This is a genomic window from Nonomuraea sp. NPDC049400 (genome assembly GCF_044466425.1).
Taxonomy (GTDB): Bacteria; Actinomycetota; Actinomycetes; order Streptosporangiales; family Streptosporangiaceae; genus Nonomuraea.
This window is the reverse complement of record NZ_JBITMP010000031.1, coordinates 1-21,967: the sequence shown is the minus strand read 5'-3', so window position 1 is coordinate 21,967 and position 21,967 is coordinate 1. Positions and strand designations below refer to the sequence as shown.

Here is a 21,967-nt window from a genome sequence, read left to right as displayed (position 1 = left end):
GCGCTTATCCCTTGATGCTTCCGGCGGTGAGCCCCGCCATGATGTGACGTTGGAAGATGAAGAACACGATGATCATGGGGATGCCGGCGATGACCAGGCCGCCCATGACCTGGTTCTGGGTCACCGCTCCCGCCGTCTGCGACAGGCCCACGCTGATCGTCATCTTGTCGCTGTCGGTCATGACCAGCAGCGGCAGGACGAAGTCCTTGAACGCGGTGACGATCGTGAAGATGGAGACCACGCCCAGGATCGGCCTGGAGACCGGCAGCACGACCGACCACAGCACCCTCAGCGGTCCCGCGCCGTCGATCTGCGCCGCCTCGATCAGCTCCCGCGGTATGGAGTCGAAGAACCGCTTGAGCAGGAAGATGTTGAAGCCGTTCGCCGCCGCCGGGAACCACAGGCCCCAGGCGTTGTTGAGCAGCCCCAGGTCCACGATCGTGACGTAGAGCGGGATGAGGATGACCATCGGCGGGATCATCAGCGTGGCCAGCATCGCGCCGAGGATCACGTTGCCGAACATCGGGCGCAGCTTCGACAGCGCGTACGCCGCCGTGACGTCCACCGCCATGGAGAACAACCAGGCGCCCAACGCGTAGTAGGCGGTGTTCGCCAGCAGCGTGCCGATGTCGAACAGGTCCCACGCCTCGAAGAACGCCTCCAGCGTGGGATCGGCCGGGACGAGGGTCGGCGGCATCTGGGCGATCTCGTCCGGCGTCTTCATGGCGCCGGTGACCATCCAGTAGAGCGGGAAGACGAAGGCCAGGGTGAAGGTCACGATGACCGCGACGAGCACGAGCCAGTAGATCCGCCTGCCCCATCTGCTGTTGAGCTGGTGCGGCGAGACGATCGTACGGAACTGCGCCTGGATCGGTTTCGGCGGTCGCTTCCGCTCCCGCCGCCGCCCGGCAGCGGCTCGGGCGATCATGCCTTGTCCTCACGGGTCGTCCTGAGCTGGAAGGCCGCGAAGAGGAGGAGCGCGAGCATGAGCAGCATGCCGAGCGCGCCCGCCTGGCCGTAGTTCATCTGCGAGAAGGCGAACTGGTACATCAGGTACGCGACGGAGACCGTGGCGTTCTCCGGGCCGCCGCCGGTCAGCATGTACGGCTCGATGAACACCTGCATGGTCGCCACGATCTGCAGCATCAGCATGAGCAGCAGGATCAGCCGGGTCTGCGGGATCGTGACGTGCCTGATCCGCTTGAGGATCCCGGCCCCGTCGAGCTCGGCGGCCTCGTACAGCTCGGGCGGGATGTTCTGCAGCGCCGCCAGGTAGATGAGCGTCGCGCTGCCCATGTTCATCCAGGTCGAGACGAGGACGAGGGAGATCAGGGCGGTCGACGACGAGTCCAGCCAGGCCAGCGGCGGCAGGTGGAGGAAGTCCAGGACCTGGTTGAACAGCCCGGGCCCCGGGTCGTAGAACCACCTGAACAGCAGCACCGCGACGATCGGCGGCAGCATGACCGGCAGGTAGACCACGAACCGCAGGTAGGCCCGGGCGTGCCGCAGCTCGTTGAGCACGAGCGCGACGACGAACGGCACGGCATAGCCGCACAGCAGCGCGAGCAGCGTGAACTCCACGGTGTTCAGCCAGGCCTCGCCGAAGGCCGGATCCTGGACGGCAGCCTTGAAGTTGTCCAGCCCCACCCAGGTGGGCGGGTTGATCAGGTCGGTCTTCTGGAAGCTCAGAATGAACTCCCTGACCATCGGATACCAGGCGAACACCGTGAAGCAGAACAGCGCCGCGCAGAGGAACCCGTAGGCCGTCAGATTGCGCCTCAAGATCCCCATAAGGTCAGCCCTTGGCCGCCAGCATGGAGTTGGCCTTGGTCTCGGCGTCGGCCAGGAGCTGGTCGATGCTCGCGTCCTTGCGGCTCAGCACGCCCGACATGACCACGTCGAGGATGGCGTACAGCTCCTGCGCGTGGACCGGCTCGGCCTTCGGCGGGATGGCGGCGGCAGCCTGGACGTACGGCTCGTAGTTCTGGACCGGCAACGAGGCGTTCTTCACCCGGTCGGCCCGGATGGCCTTGCCGGTGGCCGAGTCGCCGTAGACGTCGTTGTCGGGCACGCCGACCGGGTTGCCGTTGGCCTTGCCGCGGGCGAAGTCGAAGCGGCCCTTGCCGACGGTGTTGAAGCGGAAGCCGACCCACTCCAGTCCCGCCCTGGCCTCCTCAGGAGTGGCCTTCGGGTTGATCATGAACGCTTCGCCGCCGCTCAGCGACGCCCTGGCCTCGGGGAAGCCGGTGATGCCGTAGTCGGCGACGTTGCCCTTGAACTTGTTGACCACGTCGGTGACCACGTCGGGCGCGCCCAGCATCATGCCGACCTTGCCGCTGCCCATCGCCATCATCAGCGACTCCCAGCCGACCAGGAGCTTGTTGCCCATGCTGTTGTCCACCCAGCGCATGTCGTGCAGGTTCTGCAGCACGGCCTTGCCCTCGGGCGAGTTGAACGCGGCCTTCTTGTTGTCGGGGGTCAGGATGGCGCCGCCGCGGCCGTAGATGGCCTGGGTGAAGTGCCAGCCGCCGGTGTTGCCGCCGGAGTACTCGCCGTAGCCGACGTAGCCGGGGCCGAGCGCGGCGATCTTCCTGGCCGCCTCGCGGACCTCGGCCCACGTCTTGGGCGGGGTGTTCGGGTCGAGGCCGGCCTTGGTGAACAGGGCGCGGTTGTAGACCAGGCCGACGCTGTAGTGGACGTTCGGCACGCCGTACACCTTGCCGTCCCTGGTGACCAGCTCGCGGACGTCGGAGCGCAGGTCGTTCCAGTTCTTGACGGCGCCGGTGTACTGCGTGACGTCGAGCGCCTGGCCCTGGCCGATGACGTCGTCGTAGTTCGTCACGGGCACCACGAAGACGGTCTCCATCTGGCCGCCGGCCAGCTTGGGGCCGAACGTCTTGGGGTCGAAGCACGGCTGCTGGTCCGTACTCTTGACCGTCACGCCGGGGTGCGCCTTCATGAACGCGGCCACGTCGTCGTCCCAGGCCTGCCGCTCCTTCGGCGCGGACTTGGCGGGCTGGCACGCCACCGTGATCGTCACGGCCTTGGCGCCACCCGCCGTCGGGGCGGCGGGCTCGCCGGAGCCACAGGCTGTGGCCGAGATGCCGAGCACGGATACGAGCAAGAGTCCGGTGGATCTCCGCATGGTCTGACCCTTCTGATGCGAGGTGCCCACACCATAGGATCGCGGACCAGAGCGCGCAATATTTCGACTAGCTATTGCAAGATAACGACTGGATCACGTCCGCGCGCGGGCGGTGGAGGCGCGCACCACGAGTTCCGGCTCGAACAGGAGCTCGTCGGCCGGCACCACCGCCTTGTCGATCTGCGCGACCAGCAGGTCCACGGCGGCGCGGCCCATGGCGTCGATGGGCTGGCGGACGGTGGTCAGCGGGGGCTCTGTGCAGTTCATCAGGGCCGAGTCGTCGAAGCCGATGACCGAGAGGTCCCCGGGCACTGAGAGCCCCGCGCGGCGGGCCGCCCGCACGGTGCCGAGCGCGAGCAGGTCGCTGGCGCCGATCACGCCGGTCACGCCGCGCCTGACCAGCCGGGCGGCGGCCGCGTGCCCGCCCTCCAGCGAGAACATCGTGTGCTCGACCAGCGTGGGGTCGCCGCCCTCCGCCTGGAACGTCTCCAGCTTGCGCCGCGACGGCATGTGGTCCTTGGGCCCGAGCACCATGCCGACCCGCTCGTGGCCGAGCGCGCGCAGGTGGGCCAGCGCGATCTCGGCGGCCACCGCGTCGTCGCACGAGACCTGCGGGAAGTCGAGGTGCCGGACGGCCGCGTTCACCAGCACGGTGGGCAGCTTGCGCTCATGCAGCAGCTCGTAGTGCCCGTGCGAGGCGTCGGCCTGGGCGTAGAGGCCGCCGGCGAAGACCACGCCGCTGACCTGTTGCTGGAGCAGCAGGTCCACGTAGTCCGCCTCGGAGACGCCCCCGACCGTGCGCGTGCACAGCACCGAGGTGAACCCCTGCTGGGCCAGCGCCCCGCCGACCACTTCCGCGAAGGCGGGGAAGATCGGATTCTGCAGCTCGGGGAGCACGAGGCCGACCAGCCTGGCCCGGTCGCCGCGCAGCTGGGTCGGGCGTTCGTAGCCGAGCACGTCGAGGGCGGTCAGCACGGCCTCGCGGGTCGCGTCGGACACCCCGGGCTTGCCGTTGAGCACACGGCTCACGGTCGCCTCGCTCACCCCGACCTTCTTGGCCACCTCTGCGAGTCGTCGCGTCATGCGCAAACTATACGACCTTCGACGCAAACGCTTGCAACGGCTTACGTGGACAGGACGTCGGCCCTTGCAGCTTCTCCATGACGGTCTTCCTGCTCTCGGCCCCTTCCTGACCAGCGAAGAGATGCCGCAGCCCACATATCTCGGTCAGTCAAATGCTTGCGAAATATAGTCGAAATATTGCGGCTATCTGCTCGCCATCCTATGGTTCGGCCATCCGCCTTACCCTGAAGGGCCACCCCCATGAGAGCACTGTTAGCCGCCCTTGCGTTACTGATCGGACTCCTGGCCGCACCCGCGTACGCGGCGGCCGACACCAACCTCGCGGCCGGCAGGCCCGCCACCGCGAGCAGCTTCACCGACGTCTACACCGCCGCCAACGTCACCGACGGCAACCAGGCCACCTACTGGGAGTCGGCCAACAACGCCCTGCCCCAATGGGTCCAGGTCGATCTCGGCGCCGCCGCGAGCATCACCAAGCTCGTGCTCAAGCTCCCCTCCGGCTGGCCCGGCCGCACCCAGACGCTGACCGTCCAGGGCAGCACGAACGGCTCAGGCTTCAGCACGATCGCCGCCTCGGCGGCCTACACGTTCAACCCGGCCGCGACGATCACCTTCGCCGCCACGACCGCCCGTTACGTCCGGCTGCAGATCACCGCGAACACCGGCTGGCCGGCGGGCCAGATCTCCGAGTTCGAGGTCTGGGGCGGCACGACCGGGAATCCGGGCGCCAACCTGGCCCTCGGCAAGCCGATCACCGGGTCCTCACACACCCACACGTACGTGGCCGCCAACGCCAACGACGACAACCTCCAGACCTACTGGGAAGGCGCCGCCTATCCCGGCACCCTCACCGTGCAGCTCGGCGGCAACGCCGACCTGACCTCGATCACGCTCAAGCTCAACCCCGACCCCGCCTGGGCCAGGCGCACCCAGGCCATCCAGGTCCTCGGCCGCGAGCAGAGCGCCACGGGCTTCACCAACCTCGTCTCCTCGGCCACGTACACCTTCGACCCGGCCACGGGGAACTCGGTGACCATCCCGGTGACCGCCAAGGTCGCCGACGTCCGGCTGCAGATCACCGCCAACTCCGGCGCGCCGGGCGGGCAGGTGGCCGAGTTCCAGGTCTTCGGCACCCCGTCCGCCAACCCCGACCTGACCGCGAGCAGCCTCACGTCGAGCCCGGTCGCGCCGGTCGAGACCGACGCGGTCACCCTCTCCGCCACGGTCAGGAACGCCGGGACCGCGGGCTCGGCCGCCACCTCCGTGAACTTCTACGCGGGCACCACCAAGGTCGGCAGCGCCGGCGTGGGTGCGCTGGCCGCAGGGGCGTCGACCACCGTGTCCGCAGATATCGGGACCAGGGATGCCGGGACGTACCAGCTCTCCGCCAAGGTGGATGAGGACAACAAGGTCATCGAGCTGAACGAGGCCAACAACACCGCCACCGGCACGCTGACCGTGAAGCCGGTCGACACGGCCGACCTGGTCGCCTCCCCCGTCGCCTGGACGCCCGGCAACCCCGCCGCGGGCAACCCGGTGACGTTCTCCGTGGCGATCAAGAACCAGGGCACAGTGGCCGCCAGCGGCGGCTCCCACGGCATCACGCTCATTGTCACGAACGACTCCGGCACCGTCGTCAAGACCCTGACCGGCTCGACCAGCGGCGCCATCGCGCCGGGCGCCACCACGAGCCCGGTCAGCCTCGGCACCTGGACGGCCGCCAACGGCAGGTACACGGTCAAGACCGTGCTCGCCGACGACCCCGACGAGCTGCCGGTCAAGCGCGCCAACAACACCAGCGAGTTGCCGCTCTTCGTCGGCCGCGGCGCGAACATGCCGTACGACACGTACGAGGCCGAGGACGCCGTGATCGGCGGCGGCGCGGCCCGCGTCGGCCCGAGCAGGGACATCGGCACGCTCGCCGGCGAGGCCTCGGGGCGGCGCGCGGTGACGCTCGACCAGACCGGCGCGTACGTCGAGTTCACCACCAGGGCGGACACGAACACCCTGGTCACCCGCTTCTCGATGCCCGACGCCCCGGGCGGCGGCGGTCTCGACTCGACGCTGAACGTCTACGTCGACGGCGCCTTCCGCAAGGCGATCAACCTGACCTCCCGCTACGCCTGGCTCTACGGCGCCGAGGCCAGTCCGAACAACTCGCCCGGCTCGGGCCCGCCCAGGCACATCTACGACGAGGCGAGCCTGCTGCTCGGCACCACCGTGCCGAAGGGAAGCAAGATCAGGCTGCAGAAGGACGCGGCCAACGGCCAGACGTACGCGATCGACTTCGTGGACTTCGAGCAGGCGACCCCGGTCACCAACCCGGACCCGGCGAAGTACGCCGTACCGACCGGCTTCACCCACCAGGACGTGCAGAACGCCCTCGACAAGGCCCGGACGGACGCCGGCTTGGCCGGCGTCTACCTGCCCCAGGGCGACTACCAGACGTCCGGCAAGTTCCAGGTGTACGGCAAGCCCGTCAAGATCGTCGGCGCCGGCCCCTGGTTCACCAGGTTCCACTCCCCCAGTGGGCAGGAGAACACCGACGTGGGCTTCCGCACGGAGGCCTCCGCCAACGGCTCGACGTTCGCGAACTTCGCCTACCTCGGCAACTACACCTCGCGCATCGACGGCCCCGGCAAGGTGTTCGACTTCTCGAACGTGGCGAACATGACGATCGACAACATCTGGGCCGAGCACCAGATGTGCCTGTACTGGGGCTCCAACACGGACAACATCACGATCAAGAACTCGCGGATCCGTGACCTGTTCGCCGACGGCCTGAACATGACCAACGGCAGCACCGGCAACCACGTCACCAACGTCGAGGCCAGATCCACCGGCGACGACAGCTTCGCGCTGTTCTCGGCCACCGACAACAACCCCGGCGAGCAGACCGGCAACGTCTACGAGAACCTGACCTCGCTGCTCACCTGGCGGGCCGCGGGCGTGGCCGTGTACGGCGGCTACGACAACACCTTCAGGAACATCTACGTCGCGGACACGCTGACCTACTCGGGCGTCACGATCAGCTCGCTGGACTTCGGGTACCCGATGCACGGGTTCGGCGCGAGCCCGCCCACCACCTTCGACAACATCTCGCTGGTCAGGGCCGGCGGGCACTTCTGGGGACAGCAGACGTTCCCGGCGATGTGGCTCTACTCGGCCTCGAAGGTCTTCCAGGGCATCCGCGTCAGCAACCTGGACATCGTGGACCCGACCTACCACGGGATCATGTTCCAGACCGACTACGTGGGTGGTCAGGCGCAGAACCCCGTCAAGGACACGGTCATGACGAACGTGTCGATCAGCGGGGCACAGCGGAGCGGCGACGCGTTCGACGCCAAGTCGGGCTTCGGCATCTGGGTCAACGAACTGCCGGAGCCGGGCGAGGGCCCGGCCGTCGGATCGGCCACGATCAACAACCTGAGGTTCAGCAACAACTACCAGAACGTCAAGAACACGACCTCGACCTTCACCCTGACCACCGACTAGAGATCTGACCTGGTGGGCAACCCCTGCCAGTCACTGACGCTGGTCACCGCGGCGGCGCTCAGCTGCGCCCCGCGGTGCAGGCGTTCCTGGGGGATGAGGCCGTCGAGGGCGGCGCTGATGTAGCCGGCCGCGAACGCCTCCCCCGCGCCCGCCGTGTCCACGATGGGGACCTGCCAGCCGGGCACGTCGTACCGCATCCTGTCGGCGCGCACGCTCGCGCCCTTCGCGCCGCGGTCCACCACGACCTCCCGCTCCGGCGTGAGCGCGGGCTTGACCAGGTCGAGCTCGTCCTGGCGGAGGAAGAGCAGGTGCGAGGCGCAGGCCAGCTCGCCGAGCACCTCCTCGGCCTCGCGTACCGACGGCCACAGCTCGGGGACGTACTCGACGGAGAAGGAGATCATCACCTCGGCGTTCCTCGCGGCGCTCACGGCGGTGCGCACCGCGTCGAGCGCGTCCCTGCCGAGACCGGCAGTGAGGCCGGTGACGTGCAGCATCTTCGACGCGGCGATCCGGTCGATGGGCACGTTGCCCGGAGTGAGCCGCGAGCCCGCCGAGCCGGCGCGGTACTGCGTCACTCTCTGTTCACGGCCGACGCGGATCTCCCTGAGGATCAGCCCGGTACGCAGCCCTTCGGAGACGCGCATGTCCGCGACGTCCACGTCCTCGCCCTTGAGCGCGGTGAGCACCCTCGCGCCCAGCTCGTCATCGCCCACCTTGCCCAGGTACGCGGACCGGTGCCCGAGTCTGGCCAGCGCGATGGCGAGGGTGAACTCCGGTCCGCACACGTCCAGCCGGGCCTCGCTCTCGTGGCGGACCCTTCCGCTGGAGACGACGCCCAGAGGCTCGCCGAGCGTGTAGACGTCGGTCATGCGCCAGACTGTACTTGGTCACGTAGATCTGGGCGATTTTTCACGCATAACCCCTGGATAAAGGCTTGATCAAATTTTTTCTCCAACTTTAGCCAACTTTTCCCCCATCTCATGGCTCAAAGTAGTAAAGGGGTCGGCCGCCCCGAGCCGGCTCCGAGTCAATACGGGGAGAGGAATCAGCACCCTCATGAGAAAGATCGCACTTGGTATCGTCTCCGCTCTTGTGGGCGGGGCCATGTTGGTGTCCGGCGCGGGCGCTGCCTCGGCGGCCACCAAGACCGACACCCAGCTCAAGATCCGCGACATCTCGCCGAACCCGGTCGTGGTCAAGGCCGGAGCCGAGACGACCGCCTACTTCGACATCGGGGCCAGCTCCGACGTCAAGAAGGTCGAGCTCAGCGTGGCGCCCGAGGGCGTACGCGCGCTGCGCGCCAAGGACGTCAAGGACCTCGAGGGCTGGCGCTTCGCCGTCGGCTTCACCGAGGGCGACGCCCACGGCAAGTGGAGCGCCACCGCCGTGGCCTTCGACAGCGCCGGCAAGGAGATCGCCAAGGACACGGCGTTCTTCTCGGTCGAGCTCGAGAAGGGCAAGGCCGACACGCGCATCACGCGCTTCAGCGCCGACCCGTACAAGGTCCGCAAGGGCAAGTCGATCTACTTCTCCGGCCGTCTCCAGGTGGATGACGAAGGCTGGGAAGGCGTCCGCGGCGAGAAGGTGAACATCTACTTCCGCGCCAACGGCTCCACCGGCTGGAAGTGGGTCGCCTCCGACTGGACCGGTTGGGGCGGCAAGTTCAGCACCAAGGCGAAGGCGTACCGCAGCGGCACGTTCCGTGCCGTGTACGCCGGCGACGACGAGCTCGAGAGCGCCACGAGCCGCACGGACTACGTGCGGGTCTACGGCCCCTGGTGGCGTCGCTAGTCCATGACACCGCAGGCCCGGTCCCCTCAACGGGGGCCGGGCCTCCGGCTTTTCGGGCTCCTTTACCGGCGCGCAGGTTTAGCGATCTCCCATCCCGCGCATGGACAGTCGCATTGCGTTGATCGACCCCCGAAGGAGCCTCGCATGCCGCATCCCCTCATCGCCCTCGTCCTCAGCATGACGAGCACGCTGGGAGCGGCCCCCTCATCAGAGCTGTCCGTACGCTACGAGCAGCCGGACTCGCCCCGCGCCGAGCAGGCCAGGAAGCTCCTCAAGGACAGCGGCGCGCTGGAGACCGGGATCCGGTTGCCCGCGCCGATCAAGGTGGTCGCGCGTGACTGCGACTCGGCGGAGGCCACCTGGGACCACGACGAGCGCCGGATCACCATCTGCTACCAGGTGGTCGACAAGGCGCGGCAAGTGCTGGACGGCATCTCCGAGACCGAGGAGGCCGACGCCGGCACCAGGTCCGCCCGCGTGGACGCCGCGCTGTCCGTGCTCTTCCACCAGCAGCTCGGCCACGCCCTGACCACGCTCAACGGCCTGCCCGACAGCGACGCGCAGGCCGACCAGTTCGCGGCGCTGACGCTTCCCGTCGACGCCTCCAAGCGCGTGGTGGCCGCCGCCGAGGCCCGCCACCTGCTCGCCGGCCACACGGGCATCGACGGGCTGTCCGGGACGGCCGAGTCCGCCACGTTCTCCTGCCTGCTGTACGGCGCCGACCCCGGCAAGTACCGCCGCATCGCCCAGGGCGGCTGGGTTCCGCCCGAGCGGGTGCCTTCGTGCGCGGACGAGCACAACCGGGTCAGGTCCGCCATCGGCTCCATGGCTGTGAAAGCAGACACATAGCGGGTAGCGTCCGGATATGGCCGACGACCTGCTCAAAGACTTCAACCCGTTCGACATCTTCGACGCGGAGGCGGCGCGGCTCGACCGGTTCTTCAGCGGGCTCGACGAGGCCGGCTGGCAGCGGCCGTCCCGGTGCGAGGGCTGGTCGGTACGTGATGTGCTGGGGCACCTGGCGGGCGAGGAGCTCTACAACCACGCCTGCCTCGACGGGACCGTGCAGGACCTGCTGACCCGGCTCTCCAAGGCCGGCGTGTCCGGGTTCAACGACTTCAACGAGTGGTCGGTGCGGCAGCGGCGCGGCATGCCCGTGGCAGACGTGCTGGAGGAGTGGCGGGCCGACAACGGCGGGACGCGGCGGCGCATGCGGGAGTTCGGCCCCGACGCGCTGCTCGACACGATGGCCGGGCCTTATCCGTGCGGCCTGCAGGCCTTCCACTACGACTCCGAGTACGCCACCCACGCCGACGACGTCGGCGCGCCCGTCTCCGACTCCGAGGCCGACGACAGGACGTTGTGGCGGGTGGCCGTGGCGCGGTTCGTGCTGCGGGAGCAGGAGGCCAAGGTGCAGGTGGAGCAGACGGCCGACGAGATCTGGGCGGCCGTGGACGGGGTCACCGCCTCGCTGTCGTACCCCGAGTTCGTGGAGGCCGCGGTGGGGCGCCTGCCCGCCTCGCACGGGATCGACCCGCGCATCGTCGCGGCCCTGAGGTGCCTGGCGTAAGTGCCCGGAGAGGAGATCGATCATGTGGCTGCGTAACCGGGCGGGCACGGAGCCACTGACCGCGCGCAGCCCGATCGGCGCCCGGCGCATCCTGTCGCTGGTGGCGCTCGTGCTGGGCGTCGCAGCGGCGGTGTTCTTCGCCCTGCGCGCCCAGAGCACGGGGGCGGAGGTCTGGCGCTGGGAGGCCGCGATCGCCGCCGCGGTGGCCGTCGTCGCCGCCATCGACCTGGCGGTGCTGCGACGCCGGCAACGCGGCTCAGGTGGTCAGCACGGCCAGCAGTAGCAGCACGATCAGCAGTGCGCCCACCGTGAAGATCATCCAGACGTGCGCCAACGCCCACATGCGCAGGCGATCACCGTACGCCTGAGGGAAGATGTTCCCGTCGGACTCGATCTTGTTGATTGCCGCGACGCGCTTGGCCAGCTCGGGGTCCTCTCGCTCAAGGGCCTGCTCGATCTCAGCGAGAATGCGGCGTTCCTTTCCAGAGAGACTCATCGCCATCACCACTGCTCCGACGCCGGTGACCCCCTTTTACCCACCAGTAGCGCAGGCATGCCCGCTTCTTCCAGGTCGGCTTCACTTCCTCCCAAAACGCTGGTTGAAGCGCTCGACGCGGCCCGCGGAGTCGAGAATGCGGCCACGCCCGGTGTAGAAGGGGTGGCTGGCGGACGACACGTCCACGTCGACGACGGGGTACGTCCGGCCGTCCGCCCACTCGACGGTCTGGTTGCTGGTCAGTGTCGAGCGGGTGAGGAAGGCGAACCCGACGCTGGGGTCGCGAAAGACGACGGGACGGTACGCGGGGTGCAGGTTCTTCTTCATGCCCCGCTCAAACCGCATGACAACGGTTTTCATTCCCGCGCTTCAGGGTCGAGCCCGAGCACCGTGCGCCCGCCGTCCACGGGCACGGTGACGCCGTTGACGAACGCGGCCTCGTCCGAGAGGAGGTGCGCCACGACGGAGGCCACCTCGGCGGGGGTGGCGACCCGGCCCAGGGGGTGCAGCCTGGCCAGCTGCTCTTCGACGGCCTGCCGCCCTTCGGGGGTCTGGGAGGCCAGGAACGCCTCGTACCGCTCCGTGGCCACCGAACCGGGGGCCACGGCGTTGACCCTGATGCCGCGCCTGCCGTACTCCACGGCAAGCGACCTCGTCAGGCCCTCGGTGGCGGCCTTGGCGGTCGCGTACGGGAGGCTGCCGGGCACCGGCTTGGCGGCCTGGTGCGAGGTGATGTTGACGATGGCGCCGGGCGTGCCGGCCGCGAGGAAGTGGCGCACGGCGGTGGCGCAGCCCACGACGGCGAGGTCGAGGTTCGCCGCGATCAGGGCCCTGACCTCGGAGATCGGGGAGGAATGCACGGAGGCGTCCCGGAACACGGCCGCGTTGTTGACCCAGCCGCGCAGGGTGCCCGACTCCTGGGCCAGGTCGGCGGCCCAGGCGGCGACCTCCTCGTCGGCCGCGTCGCCGATCACGGGGACCACCCTGGGGCCGGCCCAGGAGAGCGCGCCGGGGTCGCGTTCGACGGCCACCACGGTGTCCTTCTCGCCGAGCAGCCGCTCTACCACGGCCTTTCCAATTCCACGTCCGCCGCCGGTAACCACGTAGGAAAAGCTCATGACTCGACGTTATTCCAATTTCACGTTCTGTCGTTCTCTGCCGAGTGAAGTGACTTTTATCACCGTATTTCCCCTCGATGAACGGGAACCATTCTCTGCGTGATCGACGCCGCCGGATCGAAGTCCCAGGTATGGATGATCGGCGCGCTCTCCATCACGCAGACCGCCGGTTACGGTGTGCTTTATTACGCGTTCTCTGTGTTCATCCCGCCGATGTCCCGCGAGCTGCACGCCGGGGTCGCACAGCTCACGGGGGCGATCACGCTGGCCGTGCTGGTGTCGGGGGTGGTGGCGCCGGTCATCGGGCGCTGGCTGGACCGGCACGGCGGGCGCGGGCTGATGACGGTGGGCTCGGTGCTGGGCGGGCTGGCGGTGCTGGCCTGGTCCCAGGTGCGGTCAGTGGCGCAGCTGTACCTGGTGTGCGGGGTGCTCGGCGTGGCGTCGGCGATGGTGCTGTACGAGGCGGCGTTCGCGGTGATCGTGGCCTGGTTCGACGCGACCAGGCGGGCGCGGGCGTTACTGGCGGTGACCGTCGTGGCGGGGTTCGCCTCCACCATCTTCCTGCCGCTGACGGGCCTTCTCGTCGATCTGTACGGGTGGCGGCAGGCGCTGGTCATCCTGGCCGTCGGATACGCGCTGACCTCCGGGCCGCTGCACGCGCTGGCCGTGCGGAGCCGGGCTGCGCCGCCGCACGCCGATCGGCGCGAGATCGTCGGGACGGCGCTGCGCGAGCGGCCCTTCTGGCTGCTGGCGGCGGCTTTCCTGACCCAGACGGGCGCGGTGTCGGTCATGGGGGTGCTGCTGGTCACGTACCTGATCGCCCTCGGACATCCACCCGTGTTCGCGGCCAGTGTGGCGGGGCTGCTCGGAGTGCTGTCGGTGACAGGGCGGCTGGTCACCACGGGGCTGCAAGGACGGTGGTCGGTGGCCTTGATCACGGCTGTCATGTTCGGCCTGCAAGGGCTGGCGGCGGTGCTGCTGCCGCTGGTGGGGCGGAGCGTGGCGGGGGCGGTGGCCTCTGTCGTGCTGTTCGGGCTGGGGTTCGGGGTGGGGACCATCGCCCGGCCCGCGCTGCTGGCCGACCGGTACGGCACGGGGGCGTACGCGTCTCTGAGCGGGGCGCTCGCGCTGCCCGTCACGGTGGCCAAGGCCGTCGCGCCGCTGCTGGCGGCGGGGATCGCCCAGTTCGCCGGGTATCCGGCTGTGATGGGAGCGGTGGCGGCGGCGTGCGCGCTCGGCGCCCTCGCCCTGGTGGCCTACCACCGCGGCATCCGCCCCGGCACCGCTCCCGCCTGATGGGAGCCACCGGGTCGGCTGTTCGGGCAGACTGGTGGGACGCCGCCGGGGCGCTGCGGGCGGGCTCCGATCGCGGCGCTTCCGGGCGCCACGGGCGGGCTCCGATCGCCGTCGGCGGAACTCACCAAACGTTCACCCCCGAACACGTAAGGTAGCCGCATGGATACCCCCACCGAGGTTCTGCACCGCGTGTTCGGCTACGACTCGTTCAGGGCGGGACAGCAGGAGATCATCGACCATGTCGTGGCCGGCGGCGACGCACTCGTCCTCATGCCCACCGGCGGCGGCAAATCGCTCTGCTACCAGATCCCCGCGCTGGTGCGCCGTGGCGTGGGGGTGGTCATCTCGCCCCTGATCGCGCTGATGCAGGACCAGGTCGACGCGTTGCGCGCGCTCGGCGTGCGGGCGGGGTTCCTCAACTCGACGCAGGACTTCGACGAGCGGCAGCTGGTCGAGTCCGAGTTCCTGGCCGGCGAGCTCGACCTGCTCTACCTCGCCCCGGAGCGGCTGCGGGTCGACGCCACGCTGCGGCTGCTGGCCAAGGGCGAGATCTCGATGTTCGCCATCGACGAGGCCCACTGCGTGGCGCAGTGGGGTCACGACTTCCGCCCCGACTACCTCGAGCTGTCCACGCTGCGCGAGCGCTGGCCGGAGGTGCCGCGCATCGCGCTGACCGCCACCGCCACCCCGGCCACCCACGCCGAGATCTCCTCCAGGCTAGGCCTCGACCAGGCCCGCCACTTCGTGGCCGGCTTCGACCGGCCCAACATCCACTACCGCATCACGCCCAAGAGCGAGCCCAAGCGGCAGCTGCTGGAGTTCCTGCGCACCGAGCATCCCGGCGACTCCGGCATCGTCTACTGCCTGTCGCGCTCCTCGGTCGAGAAGATCGCCGAGTTCCTGACGGACAACGGCATCGCGGCGGTGCCGTACCACGCGGGTCTCGACGCCCGCACCCGCGCCGCCCACCAGGCCCGCTTCCTGCGGGAAGACGGGCTGATCGTGGTGGCCACGATCGCGTTCGGCATGGGCATCGACAAGCCCGACGTGCGCTTCGTCGCCCACCTCGACCTGCCGAAGTCGGTCGAGGGCTACTACCAGGAGACCGGGCGCGCGGGTCGCGACGGTCTGCCCGCCACCGCGTGGATGGCGTACGGCCTCCAAGACGTCGTGCAGCACCGGCGGATGGCCATGGAGGGCGACGAGGCGCACCGCCGCCGCCAGGTGCTCCATCTCGACGCCATGCTGGCGCTGTGCGAGACCGTGGGCTGCCGCCGGGTGATGCTGCTCGACTACTTCGGGCAGAAGGGCGCCGAGCCGTGCGGAAACTGCGACACCTGCCAGACGCCGCCGGAGTCGTGGGACGGCACGGTCCCCGCCCAGAAGGTGCTGTCGGCCGTGCTGCGGCTGGCGCGCGAGCGGCGGCAGAAGTTCGGGGTGGGACAGGTGGTCGACATCCTGCTCGGCAAGAAGACGGCCAAGGTGCTGCAGCACGGCCACGAGACGCTGTCCGTGTTCGGGGTGGGTGCCGACCTGGGCAACGCGGAGTGGCACGGCGTGGTGCGGCAACTGCTGGCGCAGGGGCTGCTGGCAGTCGAGTCCGACTACGGGGCGCTGGTGCTGACGGACGCCAGCGCGGCGGTGCTGCGAGGGCAGCGCGAGGTGCTGCTGCGCCGCGACACCCTGCGCCCGGTCCGGGCCAAGGCGGCCTCCTCCGCCAAGTCCCAGGCCGTGGTCGAGCTGTCCGCCGAGGCCGCCCCGCTCTTCGAACGGCTCCGTTCGTGGCGCGCGGCCACGGCGAAGGAGCAGGGGGTGCCCGCCTATGTCATCTTCCACGACGCGACGTTGAGGGAGATCGCCACCGTCCGGCCGTCTTCGATCGCCGAGCTGAGCGAGGTCAACGGGGTTGGGGAGAACAAGCTGGCGAAATACGGGGAGCAGCTGCTGGAGGTCCTCCAGGAGGATGCCTGACGGTCACGGCACGTCGGACAGCCCTCCGTGAGGATGCCGGAGGGGCGGGGCGTGGCAAAGGTCCTCACCACGACACCCAGCGGTCGCAGCACGGTGGCAGCCCTCCGCGAGGACGCCGGAGGGGCGGGGCGTGGTGGTGGCGACGGCCGCACGAAGAACGGTCGTCGCCACCACGTTGGTCGGCCTGGTCGCGGCGATCAGCTTCGCCGCCCCGCTGACAACCGGCCGGACGCGTGTCGGGGCTCGTGATGACGAGCGCCCTTGACTTGCCGTACAAGATGATCGTACGGCGTGTGAACGGGAAATGGTGCCCGGGGCTGGGTGTTCTGTCCTTGCGGTTGGGGTTGCCGGGCTGGTCAGGGGCTTGTCGGCCAGTTCGGATCGCGGCCGAGGTAGGCCAGGAGGCGGTCCTCGGCGGGCGCGTGCGGCGGCACGGTCACCCGCGAGGCGAACCTCTGCGGCCGGTCGTCCCCGGTGACGAACAACTGGGCGAGGTCCAGCAACTCCTCGGCCAGCAAGGTTGGGATCGGGCGGTGCTCGCCGCAGGCTCTGGCCACGTCCCAGCCATGCACGGTGATCTCGATCGCGCCCACCGCGGCCACCATCGGGCTCGTCAGGTGGTGGCCGGCCATGGCGACGATCCGGTTGCCGGTCAGGGACGCCGCCCACAGGCCCAGCACCTCGGTGGCTCCGTCCCGGACGAGAAGTGCCGGGTTGCGGCAGGCGGCCCGTGAGATCCCGGCCACCGGCGGAGGGGAGATGCGGCCCGTGGCGGCGTCGTTCAGGGTCTGCAGCGAGTCGGCCATGTGGTCGAGCAGGTGCTGGAGGTTCCAGCCCGCGCAGGGTGTCGCCCGGCAGAGGGCCGCCGTCGTGACGGTGCGCAGGCTGCCCAGCGCGTAGTCGATTGCCCGCTCCAGCAGCGCCACCCCTGCCGCCGGCGCCAATGTCTGCTCGCCCATATCGCCTCCTCGTCAATCAGACCGCGCTCCTCGGGAAAACTCATCGGCCCTGCCATGGGCATGCCGAGAAGGTGGGGCAGGCCGCACGGACGCGGCCGACCGGGGCTCCGTAGCGGGAACCTCCTGCCGGGATCTCGAGTAGAGAGGGCGAGGAGGTTCGATGAATCGGTTGATGGTGGTGCTGCTCTTGCTGGTCGCCGGGTGTTCGGCTGGGGCCCGCGCCCCTGCCCCTGTGGCGACGTCGGCCACCCCAAGCCCCGACATCTCGGTCATCAGCCCGAGCCCGACCGCTACCCGGGCGGCGTGCAACGGGACTTCGGTGATCCTCAGTGCAGGGTTTCCGGAGCTGCGGGGGACGGCTCAGGACGCGGAGTTGTGGGGGCTGCTGTTCGCCCCCGGCCCGCCGCTCGCCAGTCGCGAAGAGATCAAGATCGTGTGGCGGATGACCGGTGAGGGCCCGCTGCGGGTCAGGGCGACGCTTCCCGACGGCACGCCAGCCAGGCTCGCCTGGGGTCCGCAGCCGCACGACGGATCGAGCTGGCGCCGGCCCGGCGAGGAGTGGGGCACGGGGTTCGTGTTCCCGAAGCCCGGCTGCTGGAAGATCGAGCTCAGCCGTACGCGGGGCTCGGGATACGTGTGGCTGTCCGTCAAATAGCCCGGTCTGGTTATCCGTCAAATGGCCCGGTCGATGAAGGCCGTCACGTCGTCGAGCACCTCGTCCTTGTTGGTCTCGTTGAAGACCTCGTGCCTGGCGCCCTCGTAGATCCGCTCGGTCAGGTCCGTCCCCCTGATCGCCTCGATGCCGGGGCGGCTGCCGCTCAGCGGGACGAGCTCGTCGTCGGCCCCGTGCACCCAGAGCGTGGGCAGCGGCCCCAGCGTGCCGCCCTCGGCGATCGTGGCCAGCGTGGTCGCGAACGCCTCCAGGGTGGGGCGCTTGAACGGGCCGTGCCACACCAGCGGGTCGGCGGCGTACGCCTCGCCCACCGAGAGGTCGCGGGAGAGGGTGGCCGGGTCGATGGGGGTGTCCGGTGGCTCCTCGTAGGCCAGCAGGGCCGGGACGACCTCCCATCCGCCGATCACCGGCCCGGACAGCACGAGCGCGGCCAGGCCGTCGCCGTAGCGCTGGGCGTAGCGGGCGGCGATCATGCCGCCCATCGAGTGGCCGATCACCACGACGGGAACGCCGGGATGGTCGGCCCTGGCGCGCTTTTCGACGGTGTGCACGTCCGTGACCACGTCCTCGAAGTCCGCGACGAGCACCCGGTCGCCTGCCGACTTGCCGTGGCCCATGTGGTCGAGGCCGTAGACGGCGGCGCCGTGCCGGACGAGCCGGTCCGCGACGTACTCGTAGCGGCCGATGTGCTCGCCGTATCCGTGGATCAGGACGGCGACGTATCGCGGGCGGTCATGGGGCCATTCGCGGACCGTGTTCGGGCCCTTGGTGCCGGTGAAGGTGTGCTCTCGCGACTCGGCCATGGTCACCGAGGCTACGCTGATCATCGCCGTGGCGTCCACCGGTGCAGCGAGCGCCGCACACCCGCCGTACTTCGCCAGGAGAGGCGTGGCGAGCCGTCGGTCCCGTTCGGGCTTCGTAAGGCTGGGGGTTGCGAGGTCCGAAAACCGCCGACTTCCGGGTGCCCGCCGGTGTTGTAGAAGGTATGGACATCTACACCACGATCGGCAGCCCGCTGGGCGAGATCCTGCTCGCCGGTGACGGCTCGGCGCTGACGCGCGTGTCGTTCGACGTGGGCGTGCCGACCGGCCTGAAGGGGGATCCGGCCGCGTTCGCCGAGGTCGAGCGGCAGTTCGCCGAGTACTTCGCGGGCGAGCGGGTCTCGTTCGACCTGCCGCTCGCCTCCCACGGGACCGCGTTCCAGGAGCGGGTGTGGGCGGAGGTGGCGGCGCTGCCGTACGGGACCACGACGACCTACGGCGCGCTCGCCGCGCGCGTCGGCGCGCCACGTGACCGGATCCGCGCGGTCGGCGCTGCTGTCGGCGCGAACCCGTTGCTCATCGTCCGCCCCTGCCACCGCGTCGTCGGCGCGGACGGCACGCTGACCGGGTACGCGGGCGGCGTCGAGCGCAAGCACGAGTTGCTCACCCTCGAAGGCGCCCTCCAGCCGCGGCTCTGGAGCACGGTCTCATGAACTGGGCGAAGCTGACGGAAGAGGTCAACGCCTACGGGTGCGCGCTCATGCCGCCGCTGCTCACCCCGGAGGAGTGCAAGGAGATCTCCAGCCTGTACGACGAGGCAGCGCTGTTCCGGTCCACCATCGACATGGAGCGGTACCGGTTCGGGGCCGGGCAGTACCGGTACTTCGACCGGCCGTTCCCGCCGCTGGTGGAGAGGCTGCGGGCGGAGCTCTACCCGCGGCTGCTGCCGATCGCCCGCGACTGGGCGAGCAAGCTGGGCCGACCGGCTCCGTGGCCGGACGACTTCGGTGAATGGCTCGACATGTGCCACAGAGCCGGGCAGACGAAGCCGACGCCCATCCTGCTGAGGTACGAGCGGGACGACTGGAACGCGCTGCACCGCGACCTCTACGGCGACCTGGTGTTCCCGTTGCAGGTCGTGATCGGCCTCGACCGGCCGGGCGAGGATTACGCCGGAGGCGAGTTCCTGCTGGTGGAGCAGCGGCCCCGGGCACAGTCGCGGGGCACGGTGACGCTGTTGCCGCAGGGACACGGGCTGATCTTCACCACGCGGGACCGGCCCGTACGGTCGTCGCGGGGCTGGTCGGCCTCCCCCGTGCGGCACGGAGTGAGCACCGTGCGGTCGGGGCTGCGGCATACGCTGGGGCTCGTCTTCCACGACGCCCGCTGACCAGGAAGGGACAGCCGATACGGGAGACAGCGCCCGGCGCGGTGCACGTGCCCGGGTGGCTCACGCCGGACGAGCGGCGCCACCTCGCCCAGGCGTGCCGATCCGGCCGGCCTCCGGCCGCCTCAACATCACGATGCGCGTCACGGGTCCACGATGACGTAGTCGAAGTCGTCGTCGGTGAGCTTGCGTCGCAGGATCTGCAGGACCCGCTGCGGCTTGTCGTCCGGCCCCTGCACGTAGAACGGCTTGCCGTTACGGCCGAACGTGATCGCCGAGTCGCCGTCCCACTTGCCCAGCATGTCGTCGGCCAGCGGCGCGTAGTCCTCGTGCGCCTCGAACCCGAGCGTGCGGGCGTGGTCGATGGACCCGAACACGATGTTCTTGGCCAGCTCGACCGGCGCCTCCTGCCAGCCCGCGTACTCGCCGAAGAAGTACTGGCGGAAGCGCACCAGGTCGCGCTCGTCGAGCACATCGGGGCCGATGGCGTTCTTCAGCCCGAGGCAGTAGACGTCCGCGAGGTAGCCGCAGACCGTCATCTTGTCCCAGGTGTGCCGCCGGGCGACCAGCACGCACACCATGCCGCCCGTGCCCGACTCCGGCGCCTCGTCCACCCACCCGCGGGCGGGGTCGACGATGAGTCCCTCGCTCCAGCCGACGTTGATCCAGCACCCGACCACTTCGGGGTCGACGGCGGGAATCTCCGCCGCGATGGCCCGCACCAGCGGCGCCACCACGGACGGCGACACCTTCAGCGCCCTGGCGATCTCCTTCGGGGAACGGCCCTGAGCACGCAGTTCGCGCACCTGATCCTTCAGCTCCATTCGGGCAGCCTAACCGTGCTAAGGGCACGCATCGAGCCACCACCAGCCGTCGGCGAGCTCAAATCTGGGGCAGATCATCATCCCGAATCCGTCGTACGGACCGCCGGGCGCCCCCGTGAAGTGCGCATAGCCGACGGCATCATCCGGAATCCCCACCCAGTCCGGCACGAAAAGGGCGCCGTCCTCCCAGGTCACCACGGTGCAGGTCGCGGAGACGAAGCAGAGCTCGCCGGGCAGCCGCGCACCGTAGTACTCGTCGGAGTCCAGCCGGCCCTGCCGCGCCAGCTCGGCCACGGCGTCGAACGCGGGCCGCTCCACGTAGAACCGCGCGCGGCTGCGTGCCTCCGGCACGAACACCAGCGTCGCGGGCAACGCCACGCCCAGGACGAAGACCAGGCAGGCGACGCCCACCCGGCCGCGCGCCACCACGATGGCCAACGCCGGTGCGGCGAGGAGGACGTACAGGAGGAAGACAGCGATCAGCGCGAAGGGCGCGAGCAGCCAGAACTCGGAGTACAGCCAGCCCGCGTGCAGGGCCAGGGCGACGAACGCCAAGGACAGCGCGGCCATCCACAGGAGGAAGGCCCAGGAAGGGATCCGCCATTTCACACAATCTGAGGCTAGAGATCACTTGTGCAGACGGTGCCCGCCAAATGTGGAGATCCCGGCAAACTGTCTAGTGGAAAGAGGACCCGCGCGGCTCCTGGCCGGTCAGGCTGCCGATGCAGCGGTAGAAGCGCACGCCCTGCTCGAACTGCGCCTGTGACGGCGGCATGACGTCGGCCTGCCATCTGGCGGACCCGAAGCGCCTGGCCGTGCCGACCCTGCTGGCCAGGAGAATCGCCCGGCTGCAGACCCGCTTCACCGTCGGGTGCTTGGCGAGGTCCTGCTGCACGTACGTGTCGGCGTCGGACGGGATCGGGGCCACCGCGAACGTCTCCCATGAGTGCCTCTCCTCGCACCCGAGCCGTCTGGCCTTCGTGTCGCCCACGATGATGACCAGGCCGCCCCAGCACTCCGACTCCCGCACGCAGGCCGCGTCCGCGCCGCGCACCTTGGCGGCCGGGCAGTTCTCCGTGAAGGTGTCCAGCGCTCCGAACACGGTCTTGGCCGGTTCTTCCTTGGGCTGGGTGGTGGTGGTCGTGGTCGTGGTGCCGGGTGAGGCCTGCTGGGTGCCGTCCTGCTCCTTGATGACGTACGAGTAGACGACCGCGCCGACACCCGCCGAGACGACCAGGGCCAGGGCGGCGACGATCGCGACCAGCGCCTTCGAGGTGCCGTCCCGGGCGGATGGCCGGGTGTCCGGATGAGTCCTTCATATCGCTGCGGGACGCCGGTTCCGGCGTGAAAATGGGGCCTGGTGGCCGTCTGTGACGTCGTGGTTTCTTGGTGCCGGTT

General features: G+C 69.5%; 23 protein-coding genes. 10 read left to right on the top strand and 13 right to left on the bottom strand.

Annotated elements, in window-relative coordinates; translation table 11 throughout:
- Window positions 1-4: 4 nt before the first annotated feature.
- The 4 genes from ACIBVN_RS37655 to ACIBVN_RS37640 form a co-directional block, all read right to left on the bottom strand.
- Window positions 5-928 carry a carbohydrate ABC transporter permease gene (locus ACIBVN_RS37655; protein ID WP_397144842.1) on the bottom strand — a complete coding sequence of 308 codons (924 nt, stop codon included), beginning with the start codon at window positions 926-928 and terminating at the stop codon, window positions 5-7.
- Window positions 925-1,791: a carbohydrate ABC transporter permease gene (locus ACIBVN_RS37650; protein WP_397144840.1), complete on the bottom strand. Its 867-nt coding sequence runs from the start codon at window positions 1,789-1,791 to the stop codon at window positions 925-927. The genes ACIBVN_RS37655 and ACIBVN_RS37650 overlap by 4 nt, the downstream gene beginning before the upstream one ends.
- 4 nt (window positions 1,792-1,795) lie before the next feature.
- Window positions 1,796-3,145, bottom strand: a complete 1,350-nt coding sequence (locus ACIBVN_RS37645) for an ABC transporter substrate-binding protein (protein ID WP_397144838.1) — start codon at window positions 3,143-3,145, stop codon at window positions 1,796-1,798.
- A gap of 93 nt (window positions 3,146-3,238) precedes the next feature.
- The gene (locus tag ACIBVN_RS37640; protein WP_397144836.1) at window positions 3,239-4,228 is read right to left on the bottom strand and encodes a LacI family DNA-binding transcriptional regulator; all 990 of its coding nucleotides are present in this window, start codon (window positions 4,226-4,228) and stop codon (window positions 3,239-3,241) included.
- A gap of 240 nt (window positions 4,229-4,468) precedes the next feature.
- Here ACIBVN_RS37640 and ACIBVN_RS37635 point away from each other — a divergent pair, with 240 nt between their 5' ends.
- Entirely contained in the window at window positions 4,469-7,723 is a 3,255-nt protein-coding gene (locus ACIBVN_RS37635; protein ID WP_397144834.1) for a discoidin domain-containing protein, read from the top strand.
- Here ACIBVN_RS37635 and ACIBVN_RS37630 read toward each other — a convergent pair.
- Window positions 7,720-8,592, bottom strand: coding sequence for a sugar kinase (locus ACIBVN_RS37630; protein ID WP_397144832.1), 873 nt, complete (start codon window positions 8,590-8,592; stop codon window positions 7,720-7,722). The genes ACIBVN_RS37635 and ACIBVN_RS37630 overlap by 4 nt on opposite strands.
- Before the next feature lie 187 nt (window positions 8,593-8,779).
- Between ACIBVN_RS37630 and ACIBVN_RS37625 the strand changes: the two genes are divergently transcribed.
- From ACIBVN_RS37625 to ACIBVN_RS37610, 4 genes are all read left to right on the top strand, one after another.
- Window positions 8,780-9,514, top strand: coding sequence for a hypothetical protein (locus ACIBVN_RS37625; protein WP_397144830.1), 735 nt, complete (start codon window positions 8,780-8,782; stop codon window positions 9,512-9,514).
- Between the two features lie 144 nt (window positions 9,515-9,658).
- Complete coding sequence (locus ACIBVN_RS37620) at window positions 9,659-10,363, top strand: DUF4344 domain-containing metallopeptidase (protein ID WP_397144828.1); 705 nt, start codon at window positions 9,659-9,661, stop codon at window positions 10,361-10,363.
- A 16-nt stretch (window positions 10,364-10,379) separates the two neighbouring features.
- Window positions 10,380-11,084: a maleylpyruvate isomerase family mycothiol-dependent enzyme gene (locus ACIBVN_RS37615; RefSeq protein WP_397144826.1), complete on the top strand. Its 705-nt coding sequence runs from the start codon at window positions 10,380-10,382 to the stop codon at window positions 11,082-11,084.
- Between the two features lie 22 nt (window positions 11,085-11,106).
- Window positions 11,107-11,367, top strand: a complete 261-nt coding sequence (locus ACIBVN_RS37610) for a DUF6343 family protein (protein WP_349450588.1) — start codon at window positions 11,107-11,109, stop codon at window positions 11,365-11,367.
- On the opposite strand, the gene ACIBVN_RS37605 is transcribed toward ACIBVN_RS37610, so the two are convergent.
- From ACIBVN_RS37605 to ACIBVN_RS37595, 3 genes are all read right to left on the bottom strand, one after another.
- Window positions 11,341-11,580, bottom strand: a complete 240-nt coding sequence (locus ACIBVN_RS37605) for a DUF3040 domain-containing protein (protein WP_349450589.1) — start codon at window positions 11,578-11,580, stop codon at window positions 11,341-11,343. The genes ACIBVN_RS37610 and ACIBVN_RS37605 overlap by 27 nt on opposite strands.
- An 81-nt stretch (window positions 11,581-11,661) precedes the next feature.
- Entirely contained in the window at window positions 11,662-11,907 is a 246-nt protein-coding gene (locus ACIBVN_RS37600; protein ID WP_397145013.1) for a type B 50S ribosomal protein L31, read from the bottom strand.
- 29 nt (window positions 11,908-11,936) lie between these two features.
- Window positions 11,937-12,698 carry an SDR family NAD(P)-dependent oxidoreductase gene (locus ACIBVN_RS37595; protein ID WP_397144823.1) on the bottom strand — a complete coding sequence of 254 codons (762 nt, stop codon included), beginning with the start codon at window positions 12,696-12,698 and terminating at the stop codon, window positions 11,937-11,939.
- A gap of 99 nt (window positions 12,699-12,797) precedes the next feature.
- On the opposite strand from ACIBVN_RS37595, the gene ACIBVN_RS37590 reads away from it, so the two are divergent.
- A complete protein-coding gene (locus tag ACIBVN_RS37590; protein WP_397144821.1) occupies window positions 12,798-13,994 on the top strand; it encodes an MFS transporter in 1,197 nt (398 codons plus the stop codon).
- A gap of 159 nt (window positions 13,995-14,153) precedes the next feature.
- A complete protein-coding gene (gene recQ / locus ACIBVN_RS37585; protein WP_397144819.1) occupies window positions 14,154-15,965 on the top strand; it encodes a DNA helicase RecQ in 1,812 nt (603 codons plus the stop codon).
- A 356-nt stretch (window positions 15,966-16,321) separates the two neighbouring features.
- Here recQ and ACIBVN_RS37580 read toward each other — a convergent pair whose 3' ends face one another.
- The gene (locus tag ACIBVN_RS37580; protein WP_397144817.1) at window positions 16,322-16,924 is read right to left on the bottom strand and encodes a TIGR03086 family metal-binding protein; all 603 of its coding nucleotides are present in this window, start codon (window positions 16,922-16,924) and stop codon (window positions 16,322-16,324) included.
- A gap of 160 nt (window positions 16,925-17,084) precedes the next feature.
- On the opposite strand from ACIBVN_RS37580, the gene ACIBVN_RS37575 reads away from it, so the two are divergent.
- On the top strand, window positions 17,085-17,579 hold the full coding sequence (locus tag ACIBVN_RS37575; RefSeq protein ID WP_397144815.1) for a hypothetical protein: 495 nt from the start codon (window positions 17,085-17,087) through the stop codon (window positions 17,577-17,579).
- A gap of 17 nt (window positions 17,580-17,596) precedes the next feature.
- Here ACIBVN_RS37575 and ACIBVN_RS37570 read toward each other — a convergent pair whose 3' ends face one another.
- Window positions 17,597-18,400, bottom strand: coding sequence for a lysophospholipase (locus ACIBVN_RS37570; RefSeq protein ID WP_397144813.1), 804 nt, complete (start codon window positions 18,398-18,400; stop codon window positions 17,597-17,599).
- A gap of 182 nt (window positions 18,401-18,582) precedes the next feature.
- On the opposite strand from ACIBVN_RS37570, the gene ACIBVN_RS37565 reads away from it, so the two are divergent.
- Both ACIBVN_RS37565 and ACIBVN_RS37560 read left to right on the top strand, forming a co-directional pair.
- The gene (locus ACIBVN_RS37565; protein WP_397144811.1) at window positions 18,583-19,071 is read left to right on the top strand and encodes a methylated-DNA--[protein]-cysteine S-methyltransferase; all 489 of its coding nucleotides are present in this window, start codon (window positions 18,583-18,585) and stop codon (window positions 19,069-19,071) included.
- A complete protein-coding gene (locus tag ACIBVN_RS37560; protein ID WP_397144809.1) occupies window positions 19,068-19,748 on the top strand; it encodes a 2OG-Fe(II) oxygenase in 681 nt (226 codons plus the stop codon). The genes ACIBVN_RS37565 and ACIBVN_RS37560 overlap by 4 nt, the downstream gene beginning before the upstream one ends.
- 140 nt (window positions 19,749-19,888) lie before the next feature.
- Here ACIBVN_RS37560 and ACIBVN_RS37555 read toward each other — a convergent pair whose 3' ends face one another.
- The 3 genes from ACIBVN_RS37555 to ACIBVN_RS37545 all read right to left on the bottom strand — a co-directional run bounded on the left by ACIBVN_RS37555 (window position 19,889) and on the right by ACIBVN_RS37545 (window position 21,671).
- Window positions 19,889-20,569 carry a helix-turn-helix domain-containing protein gene (locus ACIBVN_RS37555; RefSeq protein WP_397144807.1) on the bottom strand — a complete coding sequence of 227 codons (681 nt, stop codon included), beginning with the start codon at window positions 20,567-20,569 and terminating at the stop codon, window positions 19,889-19,891.
- An 18-nt stretch (window positions 20,570-20,587) separates the two neighbouring features.
- Complete coding sequence (locus ACIBVN_RS37550) at window positions 20,588-21,178, bottom strand: hypothetical protein (protein ID WP_397144805.1); 591 nt, start codon at window positions 21,176-21,178, stop codon at window positions 20,588-20,590.
- Between the two features lie 67 nt (window positions 21,179-21,245).
- Window positions 21,246-21,671, bottom strand: coding sequence for a hypothetical protein (locus tag ACIBVN_RS37545; protein ID WP_397144803.1), 426 nt, complete (start codon window positions 21,669-21,671; stop codon window positions 21,246-21,248).
- Between the last annotated feature and the right edge of the window lie 296 nt (window positions 21,672-21,967).

Bases quoted from the DNA above. Each gene is read 5' to 3' on its own strand.
- ACIBVN_RS37655 (WP_397144842.1), bottom strand. From the start codon at position 928: ATGATCGCCCGAGCCGCTGCCGGGCGGCGGCGGGAGCGGAAGCGACCG.
- ACIBVN_RS37650 (WP_397144840.1), bottom strand. From the start codon at position 1,791: ATGGGGATCTTGAGGCGCAATCTGACGGCCTACGGGTTCCTCTGCGCG.
- ACIBVN_RS37645 (WP_397144838.1), bottom strand. From the start codon at position 3,145: ATGCGGAGATCCACCGGACTCTTGCTCGTATCCGTGCTCGGCATCTCG.
- ACIBVN_RS37640 (WP_397144836.1), bottom strand. From the start codon at position 4,228: ATGACGCGACGACTCGCAGAGGTGGCCAAGAAGGTCGGGGTGAGCGAG.
- ACIBVN_RS37635 (WP_397144834.1), top strand. From the start codon at position 4,469: ATGAGAGCACTGTTAGCCGCCCTTGCGTTACTGATCGGACTCCTGGCC.
- ACIBVN_RS37630 (WP_397144832.1), bottom strand. From the start codon at position 8,592: ATGACCGACGTCTACACGCTCGGCGAGCCTCTGGGCGTCGTCTCCAGC.
- ACIBVN_RS37625 (WP_397144830.1), top strand. From the start codon at position 8,780: ATGAGAAAGATCGCACTTGGTATCGTCTCCGCTCTTGTGGGCGGGGCC.
- ACIBVN_RS37620 (WP_397144828.1), top strand. From the start codon at position 9,659: ATGCCGCATCCCCTCATCGCCCTCGTCCTCAGCATGACGAGCACGCTG.
- ACIBVN_RS37615 (WP_397144826.1), top strand. From the start codon at position 10,380: ATGGCCGACGACCTGCTCAAAGACTTCAACCCGTTCGACATCTTCGAC.
- ACIBVN_RS37610 (WP_349450588.1), top strand. From the start codon at position 11,107: ATGTGGCTGCGTAACCGGGCGGGCACGGAGCCACTGACCGCGCGCAGC.
- ACIBVN_RS37605 (WP_349450589.1), bottom strand. From the start codon at position 11,580: ATGAGTCTCTCTGGAAAGGAACGCCGCATTCTCGCTGAGATCGAGCAG.
- ACIBVN_RS37600 (WP_397145013.1), bottom strand. From the start codon at position 11,907: ATGAAGAAGAACCTGCACCCCGCGTACCGTCCCGTCGTCTTTCGCGAC.
- ACIBVN_RS37595 (WP_397144823.1), bottom strand. From the start codon at position 12,698: ATGAGCTTTTCCTACGTGGTTACCGGCGGCGGACGTGGAATTGGAAAG.
- recQ (WP_397144819.1), top strand. From the start codon at position 14,154: ATGGATACCCCCACCGAGGTTCTGCACCGCGTGTTCGGCTACGACTCG.
- ACIBVN_RS37580 (WP_397144817.1), bottom strand. From the start codon at position 16,924: ATGGGCGAGCAGACATTGGCGCCGGCGGCAGGGGTGGCGCTGCTGGAG.
- ACIBVN_RS37575 (WP_397144815.1), top strand. From the start codon at position 17,085: ATGAATCGGTTGATGGTGGTGCTGCTCTTGCTGGTCGCCGGGTGTTCG.
- ACIBVN_RS37570 (WP_397144813.1), bottom strand. From the start codon at position 18,400: ATGGCCGAGTCGCGAGAGCACACCTTCACCGGCACCAAGGGCCCGAAC.
- ACIBVN_RS37565 (WP_397144811.1), top strand. From the start codon at position 18,583: ATGGACATCTACACCACGATCGGCAGCCCGCTGGGCGAGATCCTGCTC.
- ACIBVN_RS37560 (WP_397144809.1), top strand. From the start codon at position 19,068: ATGAACTGGGCGAAGCTGACGGAAGAGGTCAACGCCTACGGGTGCGCG.
- ACIBVN_RS37555 (WP_397144807.1), bottom strand. From the start codon at position 20,569: ATGGAGCTGAAGGATCAGGTGCGCGAACTGCGTGCTCAGGGCCGTTCC.